Source organism: Halogranum amylolyticum, assembly GCF_900110465.1.
GTDB lineage: Archaea > Halobacteriota > Halobacteria > Halobacteriales > Haloferacaceae > Halogranum > Halogranum amylolyticum.
In genome coordinates this window covers 1-21,018 of the sequence record NZ_FODV01000004.1, presented here as the reverse complement: position 1 = coordinate 21,018, position 21,018 = coordinate 1, and the positions used below count along the sequence as shown (strand labels likewise).

Genomic DNA, 21,018 nt, shown 5'->3' with positions numbered 1-21,018 from the left:
GCTCGACTCGGCTACGGCTCCTCGACGACGTCGAGCGGGTCGAACGTCTCGCCGGTCCAGCGCCACGCCCGAACCGCGTCTTCGGCGGGCGAGAGGATACAGTAGACGTAGCCGGTCCACGTCGCCTGCGCCTCGTCGGTCGCGCTCGGTCGAGCAGGCGTCTCCGGATGGGAGTGATAGAAGCCGACGACGTCCAGTCCGGCGTCCTCGAGAGCTTCGACGGTAGCGATCGTCTCCTCCGGGTCGAGTTCGTAGGCGACGCGGCGGTCGTCGGCGACGTTAGTGACACGGCGTATTTCGGTCACGCGGTCGACGGCGTCCGTGTCACTCCCACCACCGTCTCGACGGCCAGCGAGGACACCACAGACCTCTCTCGGTTCGTCGCCGACGCCCTCACGCGCGTGAGATAGTAATTCGGCGCGAACTGTCGCGGGGAGGACGAGTCTACTCGAAGTCACGACGCATGGCGATCTCGAACCACGGACACAGGCGCAGTTGGCGGTACCACTTGGGGTGGTCGTGCAGATGCTCGTAGTCGGCCCAGAGCAGACCGGCGATCTCGTCCTCGTCGGGGTCGAGCGTGGTGTCTTCGAGCGTCACCTTCAGCACGGCACAGACCTCCCACTCGACGCCTTCGTTGGGGTAGTAGCGTTTGTACTCGAAGCGATCGGTCAGTTCGACGTCGTCGTACTGGTCGGGCGTGATGCCGAGTTCCTCTTCGAGGCGCTGTCGGGTTGCCTCCTCCTGGCTCTGCCCCTCGACGGGGTGGGAAGCGACGGTACCGTCCCAGTGGGTGTCCCAGAGGCGTTTCGACGGTGCACGCTGACCGAGGAGGATGCGCCCCTCGCCGTCGAAGACGAGACAGGTGAACGCACGGTGGCGAATCCCGTCGCCGGTGTGGGCGTCGAGTCGGTTGACGAGTCCCTCTTCGTTGTCGTCGGAGTCGACGGCGATAACGTCCTGCCCGGCGTTCTTGTGGCGCTCGGCCGCTGCGGCGTCGTCCGAACCGGCGTCCGATTCGGCCGCCGAAACGTCGTTCGTGCTCATGCGGGAGTCATCGGTGAGGGGAGTGAAGGAGTCTTCGATGCGACCCCGTCGAGCGACCGCTCTCGCGTTTCTGACACTCGCCGCGAATTCGGGGATAAGAACAAAGGTCTGCCGACGAGTCTGCAGACGTGTGTACGCCGTCGACCTTCACAGTCACAGTCGTTTCTTTCACGCCTGGCGAGGACGGGCAACGCGATACGACGCGTTCGGTCTCAAGCTCAACACCCTCGCGGCGCGACTGCGCGGACTGGATGCGTTGGCCGTGACGAACCACGACTACAGTTACTCCGCGGAGACGAGGTTTCCGACGATCCCCGGTATCGAGGTCTCCACGTCCGACGGGCACGTCGTCGTCGTCGGTGCGAACCCACCGGACAGAACCGAGGTCGGCGAACTCAGCGCGTCCGAGACCGTCGACCTCGCACACGACCGGGGCTGTGCGGCCATCCTCGCTCACCCGTACCGAAACAGCAACGCCCGAAACTCGGGGGCCGACTTCGACGCCGTCGAGATCAACGGCAAGAACCCCGAACATATCGCGAAGACACAACAGCTCGCGAAACAGCTCGACCTCCCACTCGTCGGCGGCAGCGACGCACACTACCTCGTGGAGGTCGGTCGCGCCTACACGAAGATCGACGCGGACGAACTGACTCCCGCGGCCGTCGCCGACGCCATCCGCGACGGGCGGGTGACCGCCGTCACCAAGTTCGGCCCGTTCGACCGTCTCGTCGACCGCGCTTACACGCGAATCCACGCGGAGAAGAAGTGGATGGAGTCCGACAGCGTCGAGGCGGCCGAGCGCTGACACTGCCTTCTGTACCGGGCCCACGACTCCGCTTCGACGGCGTCAGTCGGGATCCGGGTCGTACTCGTCACCGACGAACACACCGAGCGAACGTGGTCGTGTGGTGATGTCGAGTGCGTTCGCTTCGACCATTTCTCCGTCGAGGCTGAACTGGACGGTGTCGTCGAGAACGTGCAGCCGCAACGACGGCGTCTGTAGTTGGGTGATGTTGGCCGTCTCACCGCCGAAAAGTCGCTTTATCGCCGCCTCTCCCGCGAGGTTGATCGTCGGCTTGTCCTCTACGATGGTGACGTCGAACTGGCCGTCTTCCATGTCGGCTTGCGTCCGGCCCTCGACCGGGAACCGGCGGCCGTTCCCCACGAGCGCGAAGATGGCCTCCCCCTCCCAGGTGTCCTCGCCGCCCGCCTCCACGCGGAGGCGCATCCCGTCGTACTCCGAGAGCGTCTGGAGGGTGTTGACGACGTAGGCGAGGATACCGAGTCGGTCTTTCGAGTCGGGCGTCGTCGCGGCGCTCGCCTCGGCGGTGATGCCGCCGATACAGGAGTTGACGAACGGCTGCGTCGGCCCGTCCGGGACGGAGGCGACACCGAGGTCGATACGCCGCTGTGTCGCCTCTTCGATCACCTCGAAGGCGTGTTCGATGCTCCGGATCCCGAGGTTGCCAGCGAAGTTGTTGCCGGTCCCTGCCGGGACGACGGCCAGCGTCACGTCGTCGAGTGCGTCCGCCTCTACGAGTCCACGGACGACCTCGTTGATCGTTCCGTCGCCGCCACAGGCCGCGACGATCTCCGCACCGTCTCGGGCCGCGTCGGCGGCGAGGTCGACGCCGTCACCTGACTCGCTCGTCTCGCTGATGGAGAAGCCGTGGTCGACAGCGAGATCCCTGACCTGCGTGGAGTGCGAGCTGTCACCGCTAACCGGGTTGAGAACGAGTACGCGGTCGCTGAACGCCGGATGGCCGCCATCCGTCTGTCGCTGGCGCTCGATGGGCATCGTCTGTCACTCGCACGGAGTGACACAAAACCCTGCCGGCTAGCCGAGTCGCTCGTCGAGGATGAGTCGGGTCTTCGTCCGCTTGACCTCCTCCAGTTCGCGCGCCTGCGTGATGAGTTCGTTGACGCCGCGGGTGTCCGCACAGTCGACGACGAGGACGACGTCCTCCTCGCCGCTGACCTGCCAGGCGAAGTCGACCTCCTCCCACTCGGCCATCTGGTCACAGACGACGGTCGTGTCGACGTCAACGGCGACCGACACTTCGATCATCGCCTTCACGTTCCCGGTTCGGGTCGACACGGTGAACCGTTCGATGACGCCGTCGTTCGTCAGTCGTTCGACCCGGTTGCGAACCGTCCCTTCGGAGGTTCCGACACGCTCTGCGATCTCCGTGTACGGCGTTCTCGCGTCTCGACGGAGGATGTTCAGGATGCGTCGGTCGAGGTCGTCCATACACGACCCTGACCAGCGACGCTCATAGTGATTACGAAATTCGTAACTCAGCTACGAAAGTAACACTTATGAGTCCGCTTCGATATGTATCTCGTAATGTCGGACGCCTACATCGCACTGGCCGACGGCCGCGTCGTCGAGGCGCGTGGCCGCGTTCCGGGGCGTACACGTGGCGAACTGGTATTCACAACAGCCTACACGGGCTACGAAGAGAGTCTGACCGACCCCTCCTACGAGGAACAGGTCCTGACGTTCTCGTACCCGCTCATCGGAAACTACGGCGTCCGAGAGGAGCGACTCGAGTCCGACCGTGTCCACCCGCGTGCGGCCGTCGCCCGCGAGTTCACCGACGACGTCGTCGAGTGGCTCGCCGAGGAGGACGTCCCCGCCATCGACCACATCGACACGCGCGACCTCGTGACGTCCATCCGTGAAGAGGGCGCGATGAAGTGCGGTATCGCCGTCGGCGACGACGTCACCCCCGAAGACGCCCGCGAGGAACTCGCGAAGTGCAAAGGGATGAGCGAGCACGTCGACATCGGCAAACAGGTCAGCGTCGACGAACCCGAGCACTACACGGGCGGCGGCGTCGCCGACGTCGCGCTCGTCGACTGCGGTGCGAAAGGCTCCATCGTCTCCTCACTGACGGAGCGCGGCGCGGACGTCCACCTCCTCCCGTACGATACGACGGTCTCGGAGATCGAGTCGCTCGATCCCGACGTGCTGTTCATCTCGAACGGCCCGGGCGACCCGGCCAACTTCGAGCAGGCGGCGACGCTCGTCGAGGAGTTCGTCGGCGAGATCCCCATCGCGGGCATCTGTCTCGGCCAGCAGGTCGTCGCCCGCGCGCTCGGCGGCACCACCGAGAAGATGGCCTTCGGCCACCGCGGCGTCAACCAGCCCGTCATGGATCTCGAGACGGGCCAGGTCGTGATGACGACGCAGAACCACGGCTACACCGTCGCCGACCCCGGCGACACGCTGAACGTCACCCAGCGCAACGTCAACGACGACACCGCCGAGGGGCTGGCGAACGAAGACCTGGACGTCATCACGCGTCAGTACCATCCCGAGGCGAACCCCGGGCCGCACGACACGCTCGGCTTCTTCGACGAGGTGCTCGGGATGGTCGGCCACGGCGGCGACAAACAGCGGAAAGCCGTCGCCGACGACTGACCAGCGACCCGACTGACCACCCGGCACACCACACCACTGTCCTCCTCACGTTTTTCGACCGGTGAGTGACGGCACTACTCGTCGAGCAGCAACCCCACCGCGTCGGCCATCGCGTTCACGCGCGCGGCGTGCTCGTAGGACTCCTCGCGGATACCGTTCGTCACGTAGGCGAAGCCGACGTTCCGTTCGGCGTCACCCCAGGCGAAGACGCTCCCGAGTCCCGCGTGGCCGAACTGTCGTTCGCGACTGACCGTGCCGAACAAGTCGTTGGCCAACCCGCCGGTCCAGAAGCCCAGCCCGTAGCGTGCCGGTCGCGAGAGCGTCCCGTCGTCGTCCGTCTCGGCGTGCGTCCGCGTCGCGGTTTCGACGGTCGAGCCGTCTAACAACCGCGCCCCGTCGAGTTCGCCGCCGTCGGCGAGACAGGCGTAGAACCGCGCCAGGTCGCGGGCGGTGCCGATGCCGTTCGCCGCGGGGATCACGGCGCGGTGGACCGTCTCGTCGTTGAACGCCTCGGCCGACTCCGAGGCGGGGATGCCGAGTCCCTCGCCCGGATCTCGACACCGGTCGAACTCCTCGAAGCCGACGAGCGTAGCGACGTCGTCGGTGTCGCCCTCGCGGAGACCGATCGAGGTATCGTCCATCCCGAGCGGGTCGAACACGTTCGCGGCGACGTACTCTTCGATGCGCTGGCCGCTCACCCGCCGGACGAGTTCGCCGACCAGCCAGCCGAAGTTGAACGTGTGATAGGCCGGCCGCTCGCCCGGTTCGTAGACCGGGTCAATCGCCTCCATCGCCGCGACCGCGGCGTCCCAGTCGCCCCACTGGTCGGCCCGCTCGTCGAACTCCCCGTAGGGGATGCCCGCCGTGTGGCTCAACACCTGTCGGACGGTGATCTCGGCCTTTTTGCTTCCTTCGTCGGCGAACTCGGGCCAGTGGTCGACGACCGGATCGTCGTAGCCGAGTTCGCCCTGCTCGACGAGTTGGTGGAGCGCGACGGCGGCGAACGGTTTGGTACACGAGAAGAGGAGGTGTCGCGTCTCCGACGTCGTCTCCTCGCCGTCCGGACCCGTGACGCCGCCGGCGAAGTCGACGACGAGGTCGCCGTCGACGTAGACGGCCAGTTGTGCGCCGTGGTGGAGGCCGACGGCGAGCTGTCGTTCGAACGCTCCCTCGAGTCGTCGTCGCTTCGCGTCGCTGAATCGGGACATTCGGTCTCTCTCTGACGCGGCAGCCGCTTAACGGTATGGTCGGGGCCGATCAGGAGGGTCGGCGAGTGAGAGAACTACCGCGACAGCGGCGACAGGCGGTAGAGCGCGCGCGCGCTGCGGAGCGCGCCGGTCTTGGCGAATCTCCCCCCTTGGAGCGCGCCGAGTTTGGCGTACGAGGCGCTCTTGAGTGCACCGACCTTCGCGTAGTAGCCACTCTTGCGGGTCGCGCCGATGCCGTAGTGTTTCGTCGAGGCGGCGAGCGGGGTGCGACGACCCTGCACCTGCGTGTCGCCGTTGCGGATGGCGTCGAGGATCATGTCGGTGTCGACGTTCGCGCGGTGCGTGTCCTCGAAGGTGATCTCGGTGTAGGCGCGGCCGACGTACTCGAGGTGGTGTGCGTCGCTGGCGGCGACGCCCGGGTAGCCGTTCCCCGCGGCGAACTTCCGCGCGCGGCGGTTCTTGTACCCGGTGAACAGCCACGAGTTGTACGTCTCGATGGCGTCGCAGTCCGTCAGGTAGCGCTTGCGGACGCCGTGTCGACTCCGCTGGAACGGGTGGGGGACGATGGCGACGCCGCCGTGGTCGCGAATCCACTCGACGGTCTGCCCCATCGGTTGGCGACGCGGCGGCATCTCCTCGACGCCGACGGCGAGTAGATGGCCGTGAGCGGTGGACACCTCGACGCCGGGGATGCCGACGAGGCCGTAGAGAGGGGCCAACTCGGCGGCGCGAAGGGACTCGTGGAGGACGTCGTGGTCCGTGATGACGACCGCGTCCAGTCCGATCTCGGCGGCCTGCTCCAAGATGAGCTCGACGGAGTCGTGGCCGTCGTAGGAGGCGTCGGAGTGGACGTGCGGGTCGATTCGGACGGTCAGTTCGTCGGTCACGTTCGCTGATAGTTCGGACTCGAAGGGTAAAAGCATGGCTGCCCGACTCTCCCGATCTCTTACAAAAACACGCTCCAGCGAACGGTTTTGTACAGTCCGCTGGTATAGCAGTTGTCATGAGTACACCTGACAAAGGGTACGTCGAAGCGGTCCCGCTCGCCGAACTCCGCGACGAGGGACGGAGACTCGTCACCGTCGACGGCGCACACGTCGCCCTCTTCCACCACGAGGGCGACGTTCGTGCCGTCGACAACCGCTGTCCGCACATGGGCTTTCCGCTCGCCGAGGGGAGCGTCGACGACGGCATCCTGACCTGTCACTGGCACCACGCGCGGTTCGAACTCTCCTGCGGCGACACGTTCGACCCGTGGGCCGACGATGTACAGGCTTACCCCGTCGAGGTACGCGACGGGACGGTGTACGTCGACCCCGATCCGGAACTCGACGAACCGCCCGCCCAACACTGGGCGAACCGACTGGAGGACGGACTCGAACAGAACCTCCGACTCGTCACCGCCAAAGCCGCCATCGGCCTCGTCGACGCCGGCGTCGATCCGACCGAGCAGGTCCGAAGCGGCGTCCTGTTCGGCACCCGCTACCGCGAGGGCGGGTGGAGTTCCGGCCTCACCATCCTGACGCTGCTGGCGAACGTCCTTCCGGATCTCCGCGAGGAGGACCGGAAGCGCGCGCTCTATCAGGGGAACGTCCACGTCGCGGCCGACTGTGCGGATCAACCACCGAAGTTCGATCAGGAGGCGTTCGGCGCTCGCGACATCCCCGCGGCACGCCTCCAGTCGTGGTTCCGCGAGACCGTCGAGGTGCGCGACGCCGACGGTGCCGAACGCTGTCTCCGGACGGCGATCGCCGAGGGGTGTTCGCAGTCCGAACTGGCGGGGATGCTCGTCGCCGCCGCCACCGACCACCGTTATCTGAACACGGGCCACACGATGGACTACGTCAACAAGGCCTGTGAGGCGCTCGACCTCGTCGGGTGGGAACACGCCGAACACGTGTTGCCGAGCCTCGTCGAGGGACTCGCCACCGCCGACCGCGCCGAAGAGCGGTCGTCGTGGCGACAGCCGGTCGACCTCGCAGCCCGTCTCGAGGAGACGTTCGAGCGACTCGACGAACTCGTCGAGGCGGGCGAGGACTCGGAGTGGACAGAACCCGACGACTTCACCGACACGCTCCACGGCGACGACCCCGAGGTCGTCGTCGTCGCGCTCGAAAACGCCGTTCGCGAGGGGGCGACGGTGGAGGAGCTCGCCGCCGCCGTCGCGTTCGCCGCCGGGAAGCGGGTCGCCCAGTTCGCCACGTCCAACGAGTTCTCCGACTGGAACACGGTCCACCACACGTTCAGCTACGCCAACGCCGTCCACCAGTTGAGCCAGCGAACGGGTTCCAGAGAGCTCTACCGCGGCGTGTTCGACGCGGCCGTCAACGTCTATCTCGACCGCTTCCTCAACACGCCGCCCGCACCGCTCCCCGACGAGGGCGACCCCGACGCGAACCCCGAGGAGTTGCTAGCTGACCTGCTGGAGACGTTCGACAGGGAGGGACGGGTCAACGACGCCGGTCGACTCGCGGCACACTACCTCGACGCCGGTGGCGACCCCGCCCGACTCCGACGGCGACTGGGCGAGGCACTGCTCCGCGAGGACGCCGGCTTCCACACCTACCAGGCGCTCGAGGCCGGGTTCGCCCAGTGTGACGAGCGCGCGGACGCCGACGAGCGTCGGACGCTCCTCGTCGCCGTCGCCCGCTATCTCGCCGCCCACTTTCCGACGCGTCGCGAGCGCGAACAGACGTTCACCATCGCTGCGCGACTCCAGCGCGGCGAGAAAGTTCACGAGGCGTAGTCGGTTACGCGGTTCGATCGACCGTCCGATCCCCCTCGTCAGGCGCCCGGGATACCGAGCGCACCCGGCGCGACCAACCCGACGAGGCTGAGCGCGTAGAGGACGACGACCGCCGCCAGCCACGCGACGAAGCCGACGCCCGCCGCCGATGCCCATCCGCCGGGGTAGCGCCAGTTGATGACGCCGACCCAGACGATGAGCATCAGTATCGGACCGATGAGCGGAAGCCATCCGACGAAGAAGCTCATGACGGCCCACACGAGCGCACCGATGGCAGCGGTGACGAAGGCGTAGCCGTACGACGCGGAGTCGTCGATGACGAGTCGTGCCCCCACCATGATCCCCAGCCCACCGATGAGCAGGCTGATGAACGCGATGAGGATGGAGTCGACGAGCGCCATCGTTATTTGTTGACCTTCCAGTTGACGTCCAGTTCGAGCGACTCACGGTTCCCACGGAGGATGGAGGAGCGCTCGACCACCTCGATCTCGCTTTTGACTCGGTCGGGCGGGTGGAGCTGAACCTTCTTGTTGCCGACCGATATATCCATCTCGCCGTCCCCTTCGAACTGGTCGGCGATCTTGCGGAGGAAGTCGGCAAACTCGTCGCGGTTCATCTTCGTCTTGTGTTCGGTCGAATCTGCCATAGCTATCAGTACGGGAGAATTCCGCAAAAACCTGCGGGCCGTTCGCCGTACACAGATGATAAGCGACTTACGATGCGCCGCCGGAGATTTCGGCATGATAGCTGTCGTCGGCGGCGGAATCGCCGGACTCGCCGCTGCCTACCGGCTCCAGCAGCGTGGCCACGAGGTACAGGTGTTCGAGGCGACCGACGAGGTCGGCGGCCTCGCCGCGCTCTACGAGACGCCAGGAGACCCCATCGAGAAGTTCTACCACCATCTCTCGAAGTCAGAGGAGACCATCGTCGAGTTGGCCGAGGAACTCGGCGTCGGCGACCGACTGGAGTGGCGCATCGGGAAGAACGCCTACTACGTCGACGGCGAGGTTCACCCGCTGGACACGCTGCCACAGATCGCGGCGTACCCGCATATGAGCTTCTACGACAAGTTCCGCCTCGGGATGCTCACCCAGGAGATCGACGTCCGCGGCGGGGTTCCGAAGTTCGACACCTACGACGACCTCGAGGACTTCGAGCACGTCCCGATCAAGCAGTTCCTGCTCGACCACACCACCCGCGGCGTCTACGAGAACTTCTTCGAACCGCTGTTGCGCGCGAAGTTCGGGAGTCGGATGGACGACGTCAGCGCCGCGTGGCTGCTCGGTCGCATCAAGTTCCGCGGCGAGCGCGACCTCCTGCGCGGCGAGTATCTCGGCTACTTCAAAGGCGGGTTCGCCCCCTTCCTCGACGCGCTCGTCGACGCGGTCGGCCGCGAGAACATCACCACCGACGCGCGCGTTCGAGAAGTCGGCGTCGACGACGGGGCGGTCTCCTCGGTCACCGTCGAGACCGACGGGGAGGAGACGGGCTACGACACCGACTCCGTCGTCGTCGCCGCGATGCCGAACGTCTTAGAGGACCTTGTCGGCTACGAGTGTGACATCGACTTCCAAGGGGCGGTCTGTGCGGTGGTGACGATGGACGAACCGCTGACCGACACCTACTGGCTCAACATCGGCCACGAGGCGCCGTTCGGCGCGCTCATCGAACACACCAACTTCGTTCCGCCGCAGCGGTACGGCGGCCAGCACCTCCTCTACATCGCGAGCTACATCCAAGACTACGAGGAGTGGCTCTGGCAAGCCGACGACGACGAGGTCGAAGAGCGGTGGCTCGATCACGTCGGAGAGATGTTCCCCGACTTCGACCGTTCGTCTGTTCGAGAGGTCCGTATCGCCCGCAACCCACGGGCCGCACCGGTCTACGAACGGGGCTATCTCGACATGGTCGTCCCCTACGACCTCGGCGACGACGCCGTCGAGGGCGTCTACTACGCCGGGATGGCGAGTCGCGCCCAGTACCCCGAGCGCAGTCTCAACGGCGGTATCGTCGCCGGCTACGAGTGCGCCGACCGCATCGACGAGAAGCGCCGGTCCAGTCGGACGGCCGACGCGAAGCAGGCCGGACAGGCACGCTCGGACTGACTGCGTAGCGCTCGACGGACCTCCTCGAACCGACGGAGACACGTCTTCTCTGTTCTCACACAGACGCTGCCGAGCGACGGGTTCGCCGCCGGGGCAGCACCGAGACGTCGCTCTCACAGACCGGGTCGGACGCTGCGAACCGAAATCGTCTTACTCTGGCTGACTAACTAGTCAGTTAGTGAGCGACGACCTCTCCCTCCCGGACACTCACGAGACGAGTAGACGAGCGCCCGCTCGCAGGCGCTGGACCGACACAGTCGACGGAGACGGCGACGACGGAGTGAGCAACAGATGAGCGCCGCCGGTCGCGACATCGACCTCGTCGACGGGGAGTTGGTGAAACCGATGTTGGTGCTGTCGCTCCCGATCGTCCTCTCGCAGTTGATGCAGGTCGGCTACAACCTCGCCGACACGTTCTGGGTCGGTCGCGTCGGGTCGGCGGCCGTGAGCGCGCTGTCGTTCTCGTGGCCGATCGTCTTCCTGATGATCTCCATCGGCGGCGGGTTCACCGTCGCCGGCACGGTGTTGGTCGCCCAGAACAAAGGGGCCGGGAACCACGACGCCGTCGACCACGTCGCCGGGCAGACGATCGGCTTCGTCGTGCTCGTCTCGGTGGTGTTCTCGGCCATCGGCTACGTGCTGACGCCGATACTGCTACCGCTCATCGGGACGTCACCTGGCACCGAGGTCCACACGATAGCGGTCGACTACACCCGGACGATCTTCCTCGGCGTCTTCTTCATGTTCGGCTTCTTCATCTTCCAAGCGCTGTTGCGCGGGTGGGGCGACACGAAGACGCCGATGTATCTGATGGCGTTCGGCGTCGTCGTCAACGTCGTCCTCGACCCCTTCCTCATCCTCGGGTTCACGGAGAACCCCCTCTTCGGCGTCGTCGGCCTCGAGGGGCTCCAGTCGTCGCTGTTCGCGGCGACCGGGTTCGCCGGGTTCGGCGTGCAGGGTGCGGCCATTGCGACGGTGTTCTCCCGTGGCGTCGGCGCACTCGTCGGAATGTACCTCCTCTTCGCGGGTCGCGTCGGCATCCACCTCTCGCCGCGCGACCTGATCCCCGAGCGCGAGACGGTGGCGAAGATCGTCCGTATCGGCGCGCCGTCGAGCGTCGAGCAGTCGACGCGGGCGCTGGGCATCACCGTCCTGACGGCCGTCGTCGCGTTCGCGGGGGCGCAGGCCGCCGGCGTCGACACCGAGGCCGCCGTCGCCGCCTTCGGTATCGGCAACCGCCTGAACTCGCTGGTGTTTCTCCCGGCGATCGGACTGGCACAGGGGACCTCGACCGTCGTCGGACAGAACCTCGGGGCGGACCAACCCGAGCGCGCGAAACGGGCGGTGCTGGCGAGTTCGGGTATTATCGCCGCCGCGCTCGTCGGCGTGAGCGCCGTCGCGTACCTGTTCGCCCGCCCCATCGTCGCGGTGTTCATCCCCGGCGAGGAAGCGGTCATCGCCGTCGGCGTCGACTACCTCCGCATCATCGCGCCGACGTTCGCCTTCCTCGGCGTGTTCAACGTCGTCAACGGCGGGTTCCGTGGCAGCGGGTCGACCCGGACGGCGATGGCCTTCTCGCTGGTCTCGCTGTGGGTGCTCCGCATCCCGACGGCGCTCGTGCTCATCACGCAGTTCGGGTTCGGCCCGACCGGCGTCTGGTGGGGGATCGCCTTCTCGAACGTGGCGGCCGCGGTGCTCGGGTTCCTCTGGTTCCTGCGGGGAACGTGGCAGAACAACGTCGTCGACACGTCGAGACCGACGCCGGCCGACGATTGAAAGGAGTTCGACTACTCCGCCACTTCCTCGGGGTCGGCACCGCCGCGGGTGATCTCGCCGCTGTCGTCCTCGATGTAGACGTCGTCGGCGAACCCGCCTTCGGCGTGCGGATGCTCGGGGTCGTCGAGTCGCTCCGGCGTCGACGCGGCGTCGGGGATCTCGCGGTTCCGGAAGTCGCCGAGCGGGTCGGCGATGGTGATGCCGTGTGTCTCGAAGAACCGCCGGTACCGCTCGTAGTGTTCCTCGAGTTCGTCGACCGGGAACTCCATCATCTCCGTCCAGCCGTGGTTGTAGAAGTCGAAGTTCGCCTGGATGTGGGTGATCTCCCGCGCCTCCGCCTCGGTGAACCCCGCTTCGAGCGCCGAGACGTAGGTGTCGAACGTACAGTCGAAGAACGCCTCCATGTGCGGTTCGCGCTCCTCGCGACGCCCGTCGGCCGCCTTCTTCCCGAAGACGTCGACGTGGAGGTCGACGAGTTTCTCGGTGACCTTCTCGCCGACGACGGGTGCGGTCAACGCCTGTTTGAACGCGAAGTGTCGCACGTTCTGACGGAGTTTCATGTGTCGCGGTTGGGATTCCGTCGTCTTGAAGGCCACGCTACCGGTCGTCTCGCGGTCCGCAGCGACGGATCGACACCGGTCTCTCCACCTCGTTCCGTCGATGGGCCGTCGGGCGGTTTCGATCACGACATCCGGCCTCTAACCCCCTTATACCCCTTTCAGACGAAGAATGGCGAAGATAGCAACCCACATTAACCCCGGATACGAACCCCCTGCACATGACAGAGTCGTATGTGATAATCGGCGACGGGATCGCAGGGAGTTCCGCCGCCGAGACCCTCCGCGAGGAGGCACCCGACGCCGACATCACCGTCATCACCGACGAGGGGGAGGCCCTCTACAATCGGATCCTCATCAAGGAGTTCGCCAAGGGGAAACTCCCCGAAGCGCCCATCTCGATCCACGACGAGTCGTGGTACGAGGAGCGCGACGTCGAACTCCGACTGAACACGCACGTCAAGAACATCGACCTCGAGGGGAACACCATCGAGACCCACGAGGAGGAGGTTCTCGATTACGACAAACTGCTCGTCGCTACGGGTGGGACGCCGACGCAGCTGCCGGTCGACAACAGCGACGCCGAGGGGGTCCACCACTTCTGGACGTTCCAGGACGCTCGCCGCATCAAACAGAGCGCCGAGTCCGGCGAGCAGGCCGTCATCGTCGGGGCCGGTCTGCTCGGTATCGACCTCGCGGCCATCTCCGGGGCACAAGGGATCGACGCGAAGTATCTGATGCGCGGCAACGCCTGGTGGCGCTACGCGCTCTCCGAGGAGGGGGCCGAGATCATGCACGACGCGATGCGCGACGTCGGCGTCGAACCGGTCTTCGGCAGCGGCGTCGACCACTTCGAGACCGACGACGACGGCCACGTGACCGCCGCCGTCGACCCGAACGGCGACCGCTTCGAGTGTGACTGGGCGGGCGTCGCCATCGGCCTGAACTTCAACACCGAGATCCTCCAGGGGACCGGCGTGAAGCAGGACAACGGCGTCCTCGTCGATCAGCACATGCAGACGAACGTCGACGACGTCTACGCGGCCGGCGACCTCACGCGCTTCTACGACACTATCCTCGGCGAGTACGCCCAGAACGGATCGTGGGGCAGCGCGAAAGAACAGGGGTCCATCGCCGCGAAGAACATGGTCGACCCCGAGTCCGCGGAGTTCCGCTGGGTCTCCTCGTACTCCATCACGCACTTCGACTTCCCGTTCCTCTCGTTCGGTCACCCGACTCTCGGCGACGACGAGGTCGAGAAGAAGTACTCCGACACCGAGTACCGTCGCCTCGCACTGAAAGACGGCAAGATCGTCGGCGGCGTCCTCATCGGCGACCTCGCGCCGCAGAGCGCCTACAAACGGCTCATGAAGGAAGAACGTGTCGTCGGCGACCAGAAGGACGTCCTGATGCAGAAGAAGTTCGATCCCGACGACCTCGCACCGGCCCAAGAGCAGTAGCTCCGAACGTCGGCTCGTCTCCTCTCGGCTCTCGTTCACCCGTTCTCGTCCCCGTCAATTCCGATCGTTCATCTCTCTCTCGTCGACCGTTTCGCCCCGACCGTCTGGTCGTCGATACAGTCAACGGTAGTAACCTTTATGTCCAGGAGTGGCCATTGATATCATATGTCACGGTCCGCCTCACCGGCAGTACAGTCCCTGTCACGCGTCGAACATGTCCACCCCTCCGCACAGGTGCGTCACTTCGACCAGTTGAGCGAGCCGGCACAGGAGTACGTCCTCGCGTGGGCCGACGACGAGGTCGTCCCGAAGGCGGTGCCCGACGACCTCCAATCGGGGGACATCGTGGTCTTCACCGACTACCTCCGCGTCGACTGAGAGCGTCTTCTACGGCGACGCCACGTCCGACGGGTCGGACGGACCGGGTGTAGACGGCGTCAGTACGCGACCGAAGCGGTTTTGCGAGACCCGACGCGAGTGTAGACCATGGACAACAGCGGGACGATGACGCTCGCGTTCGAACTGGAGGCGCTGAAGGAGGTCGCCGACCCGAGCGCCGTCTTCGAGGACGCCCGACAGTGGACGAAGTACGTCGGCGTCGTCAGCGAGAAGCCGACCTACGTGGTCACCAACTTCACGCGCAAAGAGCGTATCCGACAGGATTTCTTCTCCGGCCCCCGCGGCGTCGAGGAGAGTCTAGAGAACGTCAAGCGGCAGTTCGACACCGACCGTCACGTGTTCGTCGGGACGACCGACGAGGACCGCGAGGTCGCCGAAGACTGCGGGTGGGAGTTCCTCCACGTCGAGGACGCCGCCGAGGCCGCCGACTGGACGCTCGCCGCCGGCGACGACGAGGAGGAGGATCCCTTCGACGCCGAGACACGTGACGACTGGCCCTGAGGCGCCGCTAACGGGTGAGTCTCGGTATCGAAAGCCCTAATCGGCGAGACACCGACTAACTGATAATGAGTCACCAGCTGCCCGACGTCCAGGCGACGCAGCCCGACGTCACTGTCGGGCTCAGTCAGGTCGGCGTCACCGGCGTCGAGAAACTCGTGAAGATCGCCCGCGACGGGAAGCGTCCACTCATCCTGATGGCGGAGTTCGAGGTGTTCGTCGACCTGCCAGGCGGTCGGAAGGGGATCGACATGAGTCGCAACATGCAGGTCATCGACGAGGTGCTGGAGACCGCAGTGAGCGAACCCGCCTACCGCGTCGAAGACCTCTGTGGTGAGGCCGCCGAGCGACTCCTCGCGAAACACGACTACACCACCACGGCGGAGGTCAAGATGACCGCCGACCTCATCATCCGCGAGGACACCCCCGCGAGCGAACTCCAGACCCAGAGCACGACGGAGATCATCGCCAGTGCGACGGCGACCGACGAAGGGACCCGCGAGGAGATCGGTGCCGAGGTCGTCGGGATGACCGTCTGTCCCTGCTCGCAGGGGATGTCCGCCTCCCGCGCCCGCGACGTGCTGCAGGACCTCGAAGTCGACGACGACACCATCGAAGAGTTCCTGGAGCAGGTTCCCCAGCCGGGTCACTCCCAGCGCGGCCACGCCACGCTCACCATCACCAGCGAGGGGTCGCCCGAAGTCGACCTCATCGACATCGTCGACGCCGCCCGCGACTCGATGAGCGCGCGCATCTACAACCTCGCGAAGCGACCCGACGAGGACCACATGACCTACCACGCCCACGCGAACGCCAAGTTCGTCGAGGACTGCGTGCGCTCGCTGGCCGAGTCGGTCGTCGACCAGTTCGACCACCTCCCCGACGACGCCGTCGTCCACATGAAACAGTCGAACGACGAGTCGATCCACCAGCACAACGCCCACGCCGAGCGCGAAGTGACGATGGAGCGGCTCCGCTCGGAGATGCGTCCCTAGAACACGGATACGGTTCGAACCGCCGTTCGTTCTCGTTGCTTACCCCGACAGCGACAGCGACAGTTCCTCGGCGCTCTCCCAGCGGGGGTCGAAGACGCGCCGGACGTCGCTGGCGAACTCGGGGTCCTTGAGGTCGATCATCGCGAACGTCTCGCCGGGGTCGAGCGGGTTCGGCACCTCGATACAGACCTCCGTGTCGTCGATGAGGTTGAACGTCCCCGAGACGTTGTCCGTCGTCCGCACTTGGAACTGCGGGTGGTCGACCAGATAGTCCGCGTACCGGTCGCCGACGCTCGGCGGGAGCGTCTCGACCAACTCCGGCGACATCAGGAGCAGCACCTCGACGCCACGGTCGAGCGCCTGCTCTAGCTCCTCGACGACGAGTTCACCGACCTCGCCGAGGTCGAACTGGACGGACGACGTCCCGGCGACCATCACGATGTGGCGGTCGGCCGCGGCGAGCCGTTCGAGCAACAGGTCAACTGTCTCGTCGGGGCCGACGGCGGCCGTCCAGAACTGTCCCTCGACGGGTTCGCTCGCGTCGAGCTCGTCGACCAACTCGTCGACGATCCCCTCGTACTGGCGGGCTTTCTCCTCTAGCTCCTTCCGCTTGTCCTCCAGCAGTCTGTCCAGCGCCGTGTCGGGCTCGACGGCGACGTACTTCTTCGGTCGGCTCGCCGCCTGACTACGGACGAGACTGTACTGCTCGAGGGTGTTGAGCACGTCGTAGATGCGGCCCATGGGTACGTCACTAGCCCGTGACAACTCCTTCGCCGTTGTCGGTCCGGTTCGCAACAGCGCCCGGTACGAGCGCGCTTCGTACTCCGACAGCCCGAGGTCCCGAAGGTCGGCCATACTCCACCATCGAAAGCCACGAATAAAAACACATCGGACGTTTACACGGGCCATCAGTTGATCGGTTGTTCCGACTGACACTCGATAGAGCGAAGCTCCATCGGTGGCCCCACCACCAGAATCTACTTCTGGTTAGCGGCCAGAAACCAACGGTTTCTGGCGACACCCTCAAGCACCGAGGTGTGAAGCGCCGAGAGAGGAGGATGGGTAGTTTACAGGCGGGCGTGTTCGGCGACCGTCGCCATCAACTCCTCGGGCGTCTGGGCGGGGCGTCGTTCGTCGCCGTCGAGGAGATACGCCGTCCCGGCCTCGTAGTCGTCGCTGTCGGCGGCGGGGACGACGACCTTCTCGTGGTCGGCGATGCGGAGCGCGGCGCGGTGGAGATCCGAGCCGACGTCGTCGGCGACGGCGACCACCAGCGGGTCGCGGCAGAGTCGGGCGGCGACCCCGCCGTAGCCGGCCACCTGCACCCCGATCCTGTCGGCGGCCCCGGCGAACGCCCCGACCGCGTCGTGGGCGACGTCGCGGTACGACTCGTCGTCCGCGAGCACCGCGAGATCGAGCAGCGCGTCCGCCATCTCGACGTTGCCGTCGAGGGGACGGAGCGGTCTGTCGAGCATCCCCGGTCCCGCCGCCGGACCGTCGCGGAACGATCCCTCGTCGAACAGTTCCTCGACGGCGGCGTCGGCGACGGCGCGGGCGACGTCGAGTCCCTCGCCGAGCACCTGCTGGGCGCGACAGAACGCGGCGACGACGCGAGCGTGGTCTTCGAGCAGGAGCGACTCGCCGACGTCGTCGCCGGCGACGAAGCGAGTGACGACGCCCTCGCGCTCCCGGCCGACGAGGTCGGTCTGGAGGGTGTCGAGGATGCGCCGCCCGTACTCGCGGGCGTGTTCGTCGTCGGTGTAGGCGTGGTAGGTGAGAAGCGCGTCGGCCGCGAGCGCGTTGCCGCCGGCGAAGACCGTGAGGTCGGTCCGAGGTCGCCGCGTCTCGGCGCGCTCCTCGGCGTCGAGGAGGTAGTAGTCCCGTCCTTCGGCCGGCCCCTGACTGCCGCCGACGCCGAGGCCGGTCCAGAGCTCGTCGGTGAGGTAGTCCACGGTCCGGGCGGCCGGCTCCCGGTAGACCTCGTCGCCGGTGTAGAGGTAGGCGTTGGCGAACGCCCGCACGAGCGTGGCGTTGGCGTCGAGCCGTTTCTCGTGGTGGACGTCGCTCCAGTCGCGACTGCCGGCGTAGCGGAAGAACCCCCCAGCGACGTCGTCGAACAGGTGGTCGCGGACGGCGTCGAGCGTCCGCAGCGCCTGCTCGCGTTCGCGTTTCAGCGCGAACTCGACGGTCCGAGCCATCGGGAACTTCGCGTCTGACCCCCACCCGGCGAACCGCTCGTCGTACTTCTCGCTCAACTGGCCGGCGAGATGTTCCTCGATGGCGGGGGTGACCTCGCTCGACGGCGTCGGGTTGCCGGCGAGTGCGCGGGGGACGCGTCCGGCCTCGGAGCCTTTGGCGTCCCACATCTCGCGGACCCGGTCGAGCACCTGACGCATCCCGTCGGGACCGAGATACATCGCGCCCGTGAGCAGTTTCCCCTCGGGCGTCAGAAACGCCGTGGTCGGGAACCCACCCATGTTGTAGCGTTCGCGGACGCGCGGGTGGCGGTCGACGTCGACCCGGACCGGGACGAACCCGTCGTTGACGTTGGCGGCGATGCGCGGTTCGGCGTACGTCTCGGTGTCCATCTCGTGACAGCTGGCACACCACGTCGCCGACAGCGAGAGGAGGACCGGTTTGTTCGACTCCTGAGCCTCGTCGAAGGCCGCCTGCCCCCACTCGCGCCACTCGACGTGCGTCTGGTCGTCCATGTGGATGCGTCGGGGGCGGTGGCGGGTAAGGGCTTCGAGGTGGGAGCAGAGAGCGATCGTCTGCTTAGTTGCACTGTCGCGTGGTTCCGTCCTCCCCTCAGTCGGTGGGCCTTGATTTACAAGCAAAATCTATGAGTCGTTTTGTCTGAAACTCCTATCCCTCTCATGGAACCCGACGATGCTCACGGAGAGGGGTCTCCGCCGCGCCAGAGTAAGGTCGAGAAGTTCTCCGGTCTGGAAACCCTCTCTGAAGAACCGCTGAACGCGCAGACGGCATCGCGCAAGCACCTCGAGAGCTACCTCACCCCGAGAGAAGAACACTACGTCAGGAGTCACCATCGCACGCCAGACATCGACGAACGGGAGTGGACTGTCTCGTTGCGGGGGTTGCTGGGCGAAGACGTCGACCTCTCGATGGACGACATCAAACACCAGTACAGTACCGAGTCCGTCGTCCACATGATGGAGTGTTCGGGGAACGGTCGTGCGTACTTCTCTCCGGACGCGGAGGGCGACCAGTGGACCTACGGGGCCGTCGGCCACGCCATTTGGACTGGCACGCCGGTACGGGAGATTCTCGACGACTACGGTGCTGCGACCGACGACGGACTCTGGCTCACAGTGATGGGGGGCGAAGCCGCCGCCGACGAGGACGTGTTCTGCCGGTCGATTCCGATGTCGAAGGCCGTCGACGACTGCTTGCTCGCGTACGAGATGAACGGCACTCCCATGACCCCAGAACACGGGTATCCCGTTCGTCTCCTCGTTCCCGGGTGGTTCGGGAACAACAGCGTCAAATGGGTCGAAGAGATGCGGGTGATGGAGAAGATGGTCAGCGGCGAAGAGTGGGAGTCGAGAGACGGACGCGACTACACGAACTATCAGCAGTCGTCGTATCGAATCTTGCCGGCACAGGACGACGAACCCGACCGGCACGCATCGGTCGACACGCACAGCACCTACAAGCAGATGCAGGCAAACGACGTGCAGAACGCCTATCTCTTCGACCAACTCGTCAAATCGCTCATCACGTCGCCGGACGACGAGAGCGAACTGACGCCGACGCCCGACGGGTACGTCGAAATCGCTCATGTGTAGCAGATTGTTGATTTCAGAGAGTCGCTTTGACAGCGTGTTTGAGTGCTTTTCGACCGGGTTTTCTGAAGAGTTCGCTGCGTAGCTGAAAGGCGCGGAGATACTGTGTCAACTTGTCCTTCGAGACGCCTCGATGCGGCGAGAGCCACCGTCGCGCCAGCGACGCGTGGCTCTCGCAGGTGTTGACGTGAACGTCTCCATCAGCGTATTCGCCGTCACCGTGGACGACGTATTCGCGGGTGAATTCGTCGTCGTCCTCCAGTGGGTCGTATGCCCGAAATCCGTCAGTGTAGACGGTCAGCGACTCCTCCTCGTGGTCCGCCAGCAGGAGTCGCACTGTCGATTCGTCAGCGGATTTCGCTGGGGCGACGTATCGCTGTCCCGTTCCACGGTCAACGATGGAGAAGACCGGTGGTTTGTCTCCCTCGTACGAACCTCGTCCGCGCGTGGACAGGCCACGCGAGCGCGACTCTTGGTCGCGCTCGCGGCCTTTCAACCCCGCAGAGACGTACACTTCGTCGATTTCGACCGGTCCAACGAGGTCGAGTTGAGGCGCGTCGAGCGCTCTGGTAAAGCGCTCGACGCGCTGATGCATCGTCTTGTAGGTGACACCGATCTCTCGCTGAAGTTGGCGAAGACTCGTGTTGAAGCGCAGAAACGCGTAGATTGAGAACAACCACTTGCGGAGCGCAACCTTCGAGTGAGCGAAAATTGTGCCCGTCTTGTCGTTGAACGTGCGGTCGCAATTCTTACAGAGATAGCGTTGAAACGCCCCATAGCTGCCGTTTCTGACCGTCCGGTCAGAACGGCAGCGGGGGCATTCGACGCCGTCACGCCAGCGAACCTGTTGGAGCAGGTCCGCTGCGAGCGATTCCGAACCAAACACATCGAGCGGAATCATTCGTGTCGGACACCGCTAACGCGGTGCCCTTGCCCTCTTCGATTCTAGAGCAACAGCTGAACTGTATCAACAATCTCCTACAGAAGAGCG

General features: G+C 65.6%; 22 protein-coding genes. 10 read left to right on the top strand and 12 right to left on the bottom strand.

Going from position 1 to position 21,018, the window contains the following annotated elements; genetic code table 11:
• Window positions 1–11 precede the first annotated feature (11 nt).
• Together BSG17_RS08720 and BSG17_RS08715 are read right to left on the bottom strand one after the other, a co-directional pair.
• Window positions 12–458, bottom strand: a complete 447-nt coding sequence (locus BSG17_RS08720) for a desampylase (RefSeq protein ID WP_089823104.1) — start codon at window positions 456–458, stop codon at window positions 12–14.
• Window positions 445–1,047 carry an NUDIX hydrolase gene (locus BSG17_RS08715; protein WP_089823101.1) on the bottom strand — a complete coding sequence of 201 codons (603 nt, stop codon included), beginning with the start codon at window positions 1,045–1,047 and terminating at the stop codon, window positions 445–447. The genes BSG17_RS08720 and BSG17_RS08715 overlap by 14 nt, the downstream gene beginning before the upstream one ends.
• A gap of 130 nt (window positions 1,048–1,177) precedes the next feature.
• Between BSG17_RS08715 and BSG17_RS08710 the strand changes: the two genes are divergently transcribed.
• Complete coding sequence (locus BSG17_RS08710; protein ID WP_089823098.1) at window positions 1,178–1,855, top strand: PHP domain-containing protein; 678 nt, start codon at window positions 1,178–1,180, stop codon at window positions 1,853–1,855.
• 42 nt (window positions 1,856–1,897) lie between these two features.
• On the opposite strand, the gene BSG17_RS08705 is transcribed toward BSG17_RS08710, so the two are convergent.
• Window positions 1,898–2,848 carry a diacylglycerol/lipid kinase family protein gene (locus tag BSG17_RS08705; protein ID WP_089823096.1) on the bottom strand — a complete coding sequence of 317 codons (951 nt, stop codon included), beginning with the start codon at window positions 2,846–2,848 and terminating at the stop codon, window positions 1,898–1,900.
• Window positions 2,849–2,887: 39 nt separating this feature from the next.
• Complete coding sequence (locus tag BSG17_RS08700; RefSeq protein WP_089823094.1) at window positions 2,888–3,301, bottom strand: Lrp/AsnC family transcriptional regulator; 414 nt, start codon at window positions 3,299–3,301, stop codon at window positions 2,888–2,890.
• A gap of 96 nt (window positions 3,302–3,397) precedes the next feature.
• Here BSG17_RS08700 and carA point away from each other — a divergent pair, with 96 nt between their 5' ends.
• Entirely contained in the window at window positions 3,398–4,477 is a 1,080-nt protein-coding gene (carA, locus tag BSG17_RS08695; protein ID WP_089823885.1) for a glutamine-hydrolyzing carbamoyl-phosphate synthase small subunit, read from the top strand.
• Window positions 4,478–4,551: 74 nt separating this feature from the next.
• Here the strand turns inward: carA and BSG17_RS08690 are convergent, their stop codons facing one another.
• The gene (locus tag BSG17_RS08690; protein WP_089823092.1) at window positions 4,552–5,685 is read right to left on the bottom strand and encodes a serine hydrolase domain-containing protein; all 1,134 of its coding nucleotides are present in this window, start codon (window positions 5,683–5,685) and stop codon (window positions 4,552–4,554) included.
• Between the two features lie 74 nt (window positions 5,686–5,759).
• Window positions 5,760–6,608, bottom strand: coding sequence for a CehA/McbA family metallohydrolase (locus tag BSG17_RS08685; protein ID WP_089823090.1), 849 nt, complete (start codon window positions 6,606–6,608; stop codon window positions 5,760–5,762).
• Window positions 6,609–6,688: 80 nt separating this feature from the next.
• Between BSG17_RS08685 and BSG17_RS08680 the strand changes: the two genes are divergently transcribed.
• Complete coding sequence (locus BSG17_RS08680; protein WP_089823088.1) at window positions 6,689–8,431, top strand: Rieske (2Fe-2S) protein; 1,743 nt, start codon at window positions 6,689–6,691, stop codon at window positions 8,429–8,431.
• 38 nt (window positions 8,432–8,469) lie between these two features.
• Here BSG17_RS08680 and BSG17_RS08675 read toward each other — a convergent pair whose 3' ends face one another.
• Together BSG17_RS08675 and BSG17_RS08670 are read right to left on the bottom strand one after the other, a co-directional pair.
• Window positions 8,470–8,832 (bottom strand): hypothetical protein, encoded by a 363-nt coding sequence (locus BSG17_RS08675; RefSeq protein ID WP_089823086.1) that lies wholly within the window; start codon window positions 8,830–8,832, stop codon window positions 8,470–8,472.
• 2 nt (window positions 8,833–8,834) lie between these two features.
• Window positions 8,835–9,077 (bottom strand): amphi-Trp domain-containing protein, encoded by a 243-nt coding sequence (locus BSG17_RS08670; protein WP_089823084.1) that lies wholly within the window; start codon window positions 9,075–9,077, stop codon window positions 8,835–8,837.
• 94 nt (window positions 9,078–9,171) lie between these two features.
• Between BSG17_RS08670 and BSG17_RS08665 the strand changes: the two genes are divergently transcribed.
• Both BSG17_RS08665 and BSG17_RS08660 read left to right on the top strand, forming a co-directional pair.
• Entirely contained in the window at window positions 9,172–10,536 is a 1,365-nt protein-coding gene (locus BSG17_RS08665; RefSeq protein WP_089823082.1) for an NAD(P)/FAD-dependent oxidoreductase, read from the top strand.
• A gap of 291 nt (window positions 10,537–10,827) precedes the next feature.
• Complete coding sequence (locus tag BSG17_RS08660; protein ID WP_089823080.1) at window positions 10,828–12,312, top strand: MATE family efflux transporter; 1,485 nt, start codon at window positions 10,828–10,830, stop codon at window positions 12,310–12,312.
• An 11-nt stretch (window positions 12,313–12,323) separates the two neighbouring features.
• On the opposite strand, the gene BSG17_RS08655 is transcribed toward BSG17_RS08660, so the two are convergent.
• Window positions 12,324–12,872 carry a DUF6149 family protein gene (locus BSG17_RS08655; protein WP_089823883.1) on the bottom strand — a complete coding sequence of 183 codons (549 nt, stop codon included), beginning with the start codon at window positions 12,870–12,872 and terminating at the stop codon, window positions 12,324–12,326.
• 218 nt (window positions 12,873–13,090) lie between these two features.
• Here BSG17_RS08655 and BSG17_RS08650 point away from each other — a divergent pair, with 218 nt between their 5' ends.
• The 4 genes from BSG17_RS08650 (at window position 13,091) to mptA (ending at window position 16,221) form a co-directional block, all read left to right on the top strand.
• Complete coding sequence (locus tag BSG17_RS08650; protein ID WP_089823078.1) at window positions 13,091–14,329, top strand: NAD(P)/FAD-dependent oxidoreductase; 1,239 nt, start codon at window positions 13,091–13,093, stop codon at window positions 14,327–14,329.
• A 165-nt stretch (window positions 14,330–14,494) separates the two neighbouring features.
• Window positions 14,495–14,707 (top strand): DUF7979 domain-containing protein, encoded by a 213-nt coding sequence (locus BSG17_RS25940; protein ID WP_244531505.1) that lies wholly within the window; start codon window positions 14,495–14,497, stop codon window positions 14,705–14,707.
• Window positions 14,708–14,815: 108 nt separating this feature from the next.
• Window positions 14,816–15,229, top strand: a complete 414-nt coding sequence (locus tag BSG17_RS08645; protein ID WP_089823076.1) for a DUF7124 domain-containing protein — start codon at window positions 14,816–14,818, stop codon at window positions 15,227–15,229.
• Window positions 15,230–15,294: 65 nt separating this feature from the next.
• The gene (gene mptA / locus BSG17_RS08640) at window positions 15,295–16,221 is read left to right on the top strand and encodes a GTP cyclohydrolase MptA (protein ID WP_089823074.1); all 927 of its coding nucleotides are present in this window, start codon (window positions 15,295–15,297) and stop codon (window positions 16,219–16,221) included.
• A gap of 39 nt (window positions 16,222–16,260) precedes the next feature.
• Here mptA and BSG17_RS08635 read toward each other — a convergent pair whose 3' ends face one another.
• The gene (locus BSG17_RS08635) at window positions 16,261–17,076 is read right to left on the bottom strand and encodes a TrmB family transcriptional regulator (RefSeq protein ID WP_089823071.1); all 816 of its coding nucleotides are present in this window, start codon (window positions 17,074–17,076) and stop codon (window positions 16,261–16,263) included.
• A 212-nt stretch (window positions 17,077–17,288) separates the two neighbouring features.
• Complete coding sequence (locus tag BSG17_RS08630; protein WP_089823069.1) at window positions 17,289–18,932, bottom strand: DUF255 domain-containing protein; 1,644 nt, start codon at window positions 18,930–18,932, stop codon at window positions 17,289–17,291.
• Between the two features lie 165 nt (window positions 18,933–19,097).
• Between BSG17_RS08630 and BSG17_RS08625 the strand changes: the two genes are divergently transcribed.
• On the top strand, window positions 19,098–20,030 hold the full coding sequence (locus tag BSG17_RS08625; RefSeq protein ID WP_089823067.1) for a molybdopterin-dependent oxidoreductase: 933 nt from the start codon (window positions 19,098–19,100) through the stop codon (window positions 20,028–20,030).
• A 13-nt stretch (window positions 20,031–20,043) separates the two neighbouring features.
• On the opposite strand, the gene BSG17_RS08620 is transcribed toward BSG17_RS08625, so the two are convergent.
• Window positions 20,044–20,928: an IS1595 family transposase gene (locus BSG17_RS08620; protein WP_089820982.1), complete on the bottom strand. Its 885-nt coding sequence runs from the start codon at window positions 20,926–20,928 to the stop codon at window positions 20,044–20,046.
• Between the last annotated feature and the right edge of the window lie 90 nt (window positions 20,929–21,018).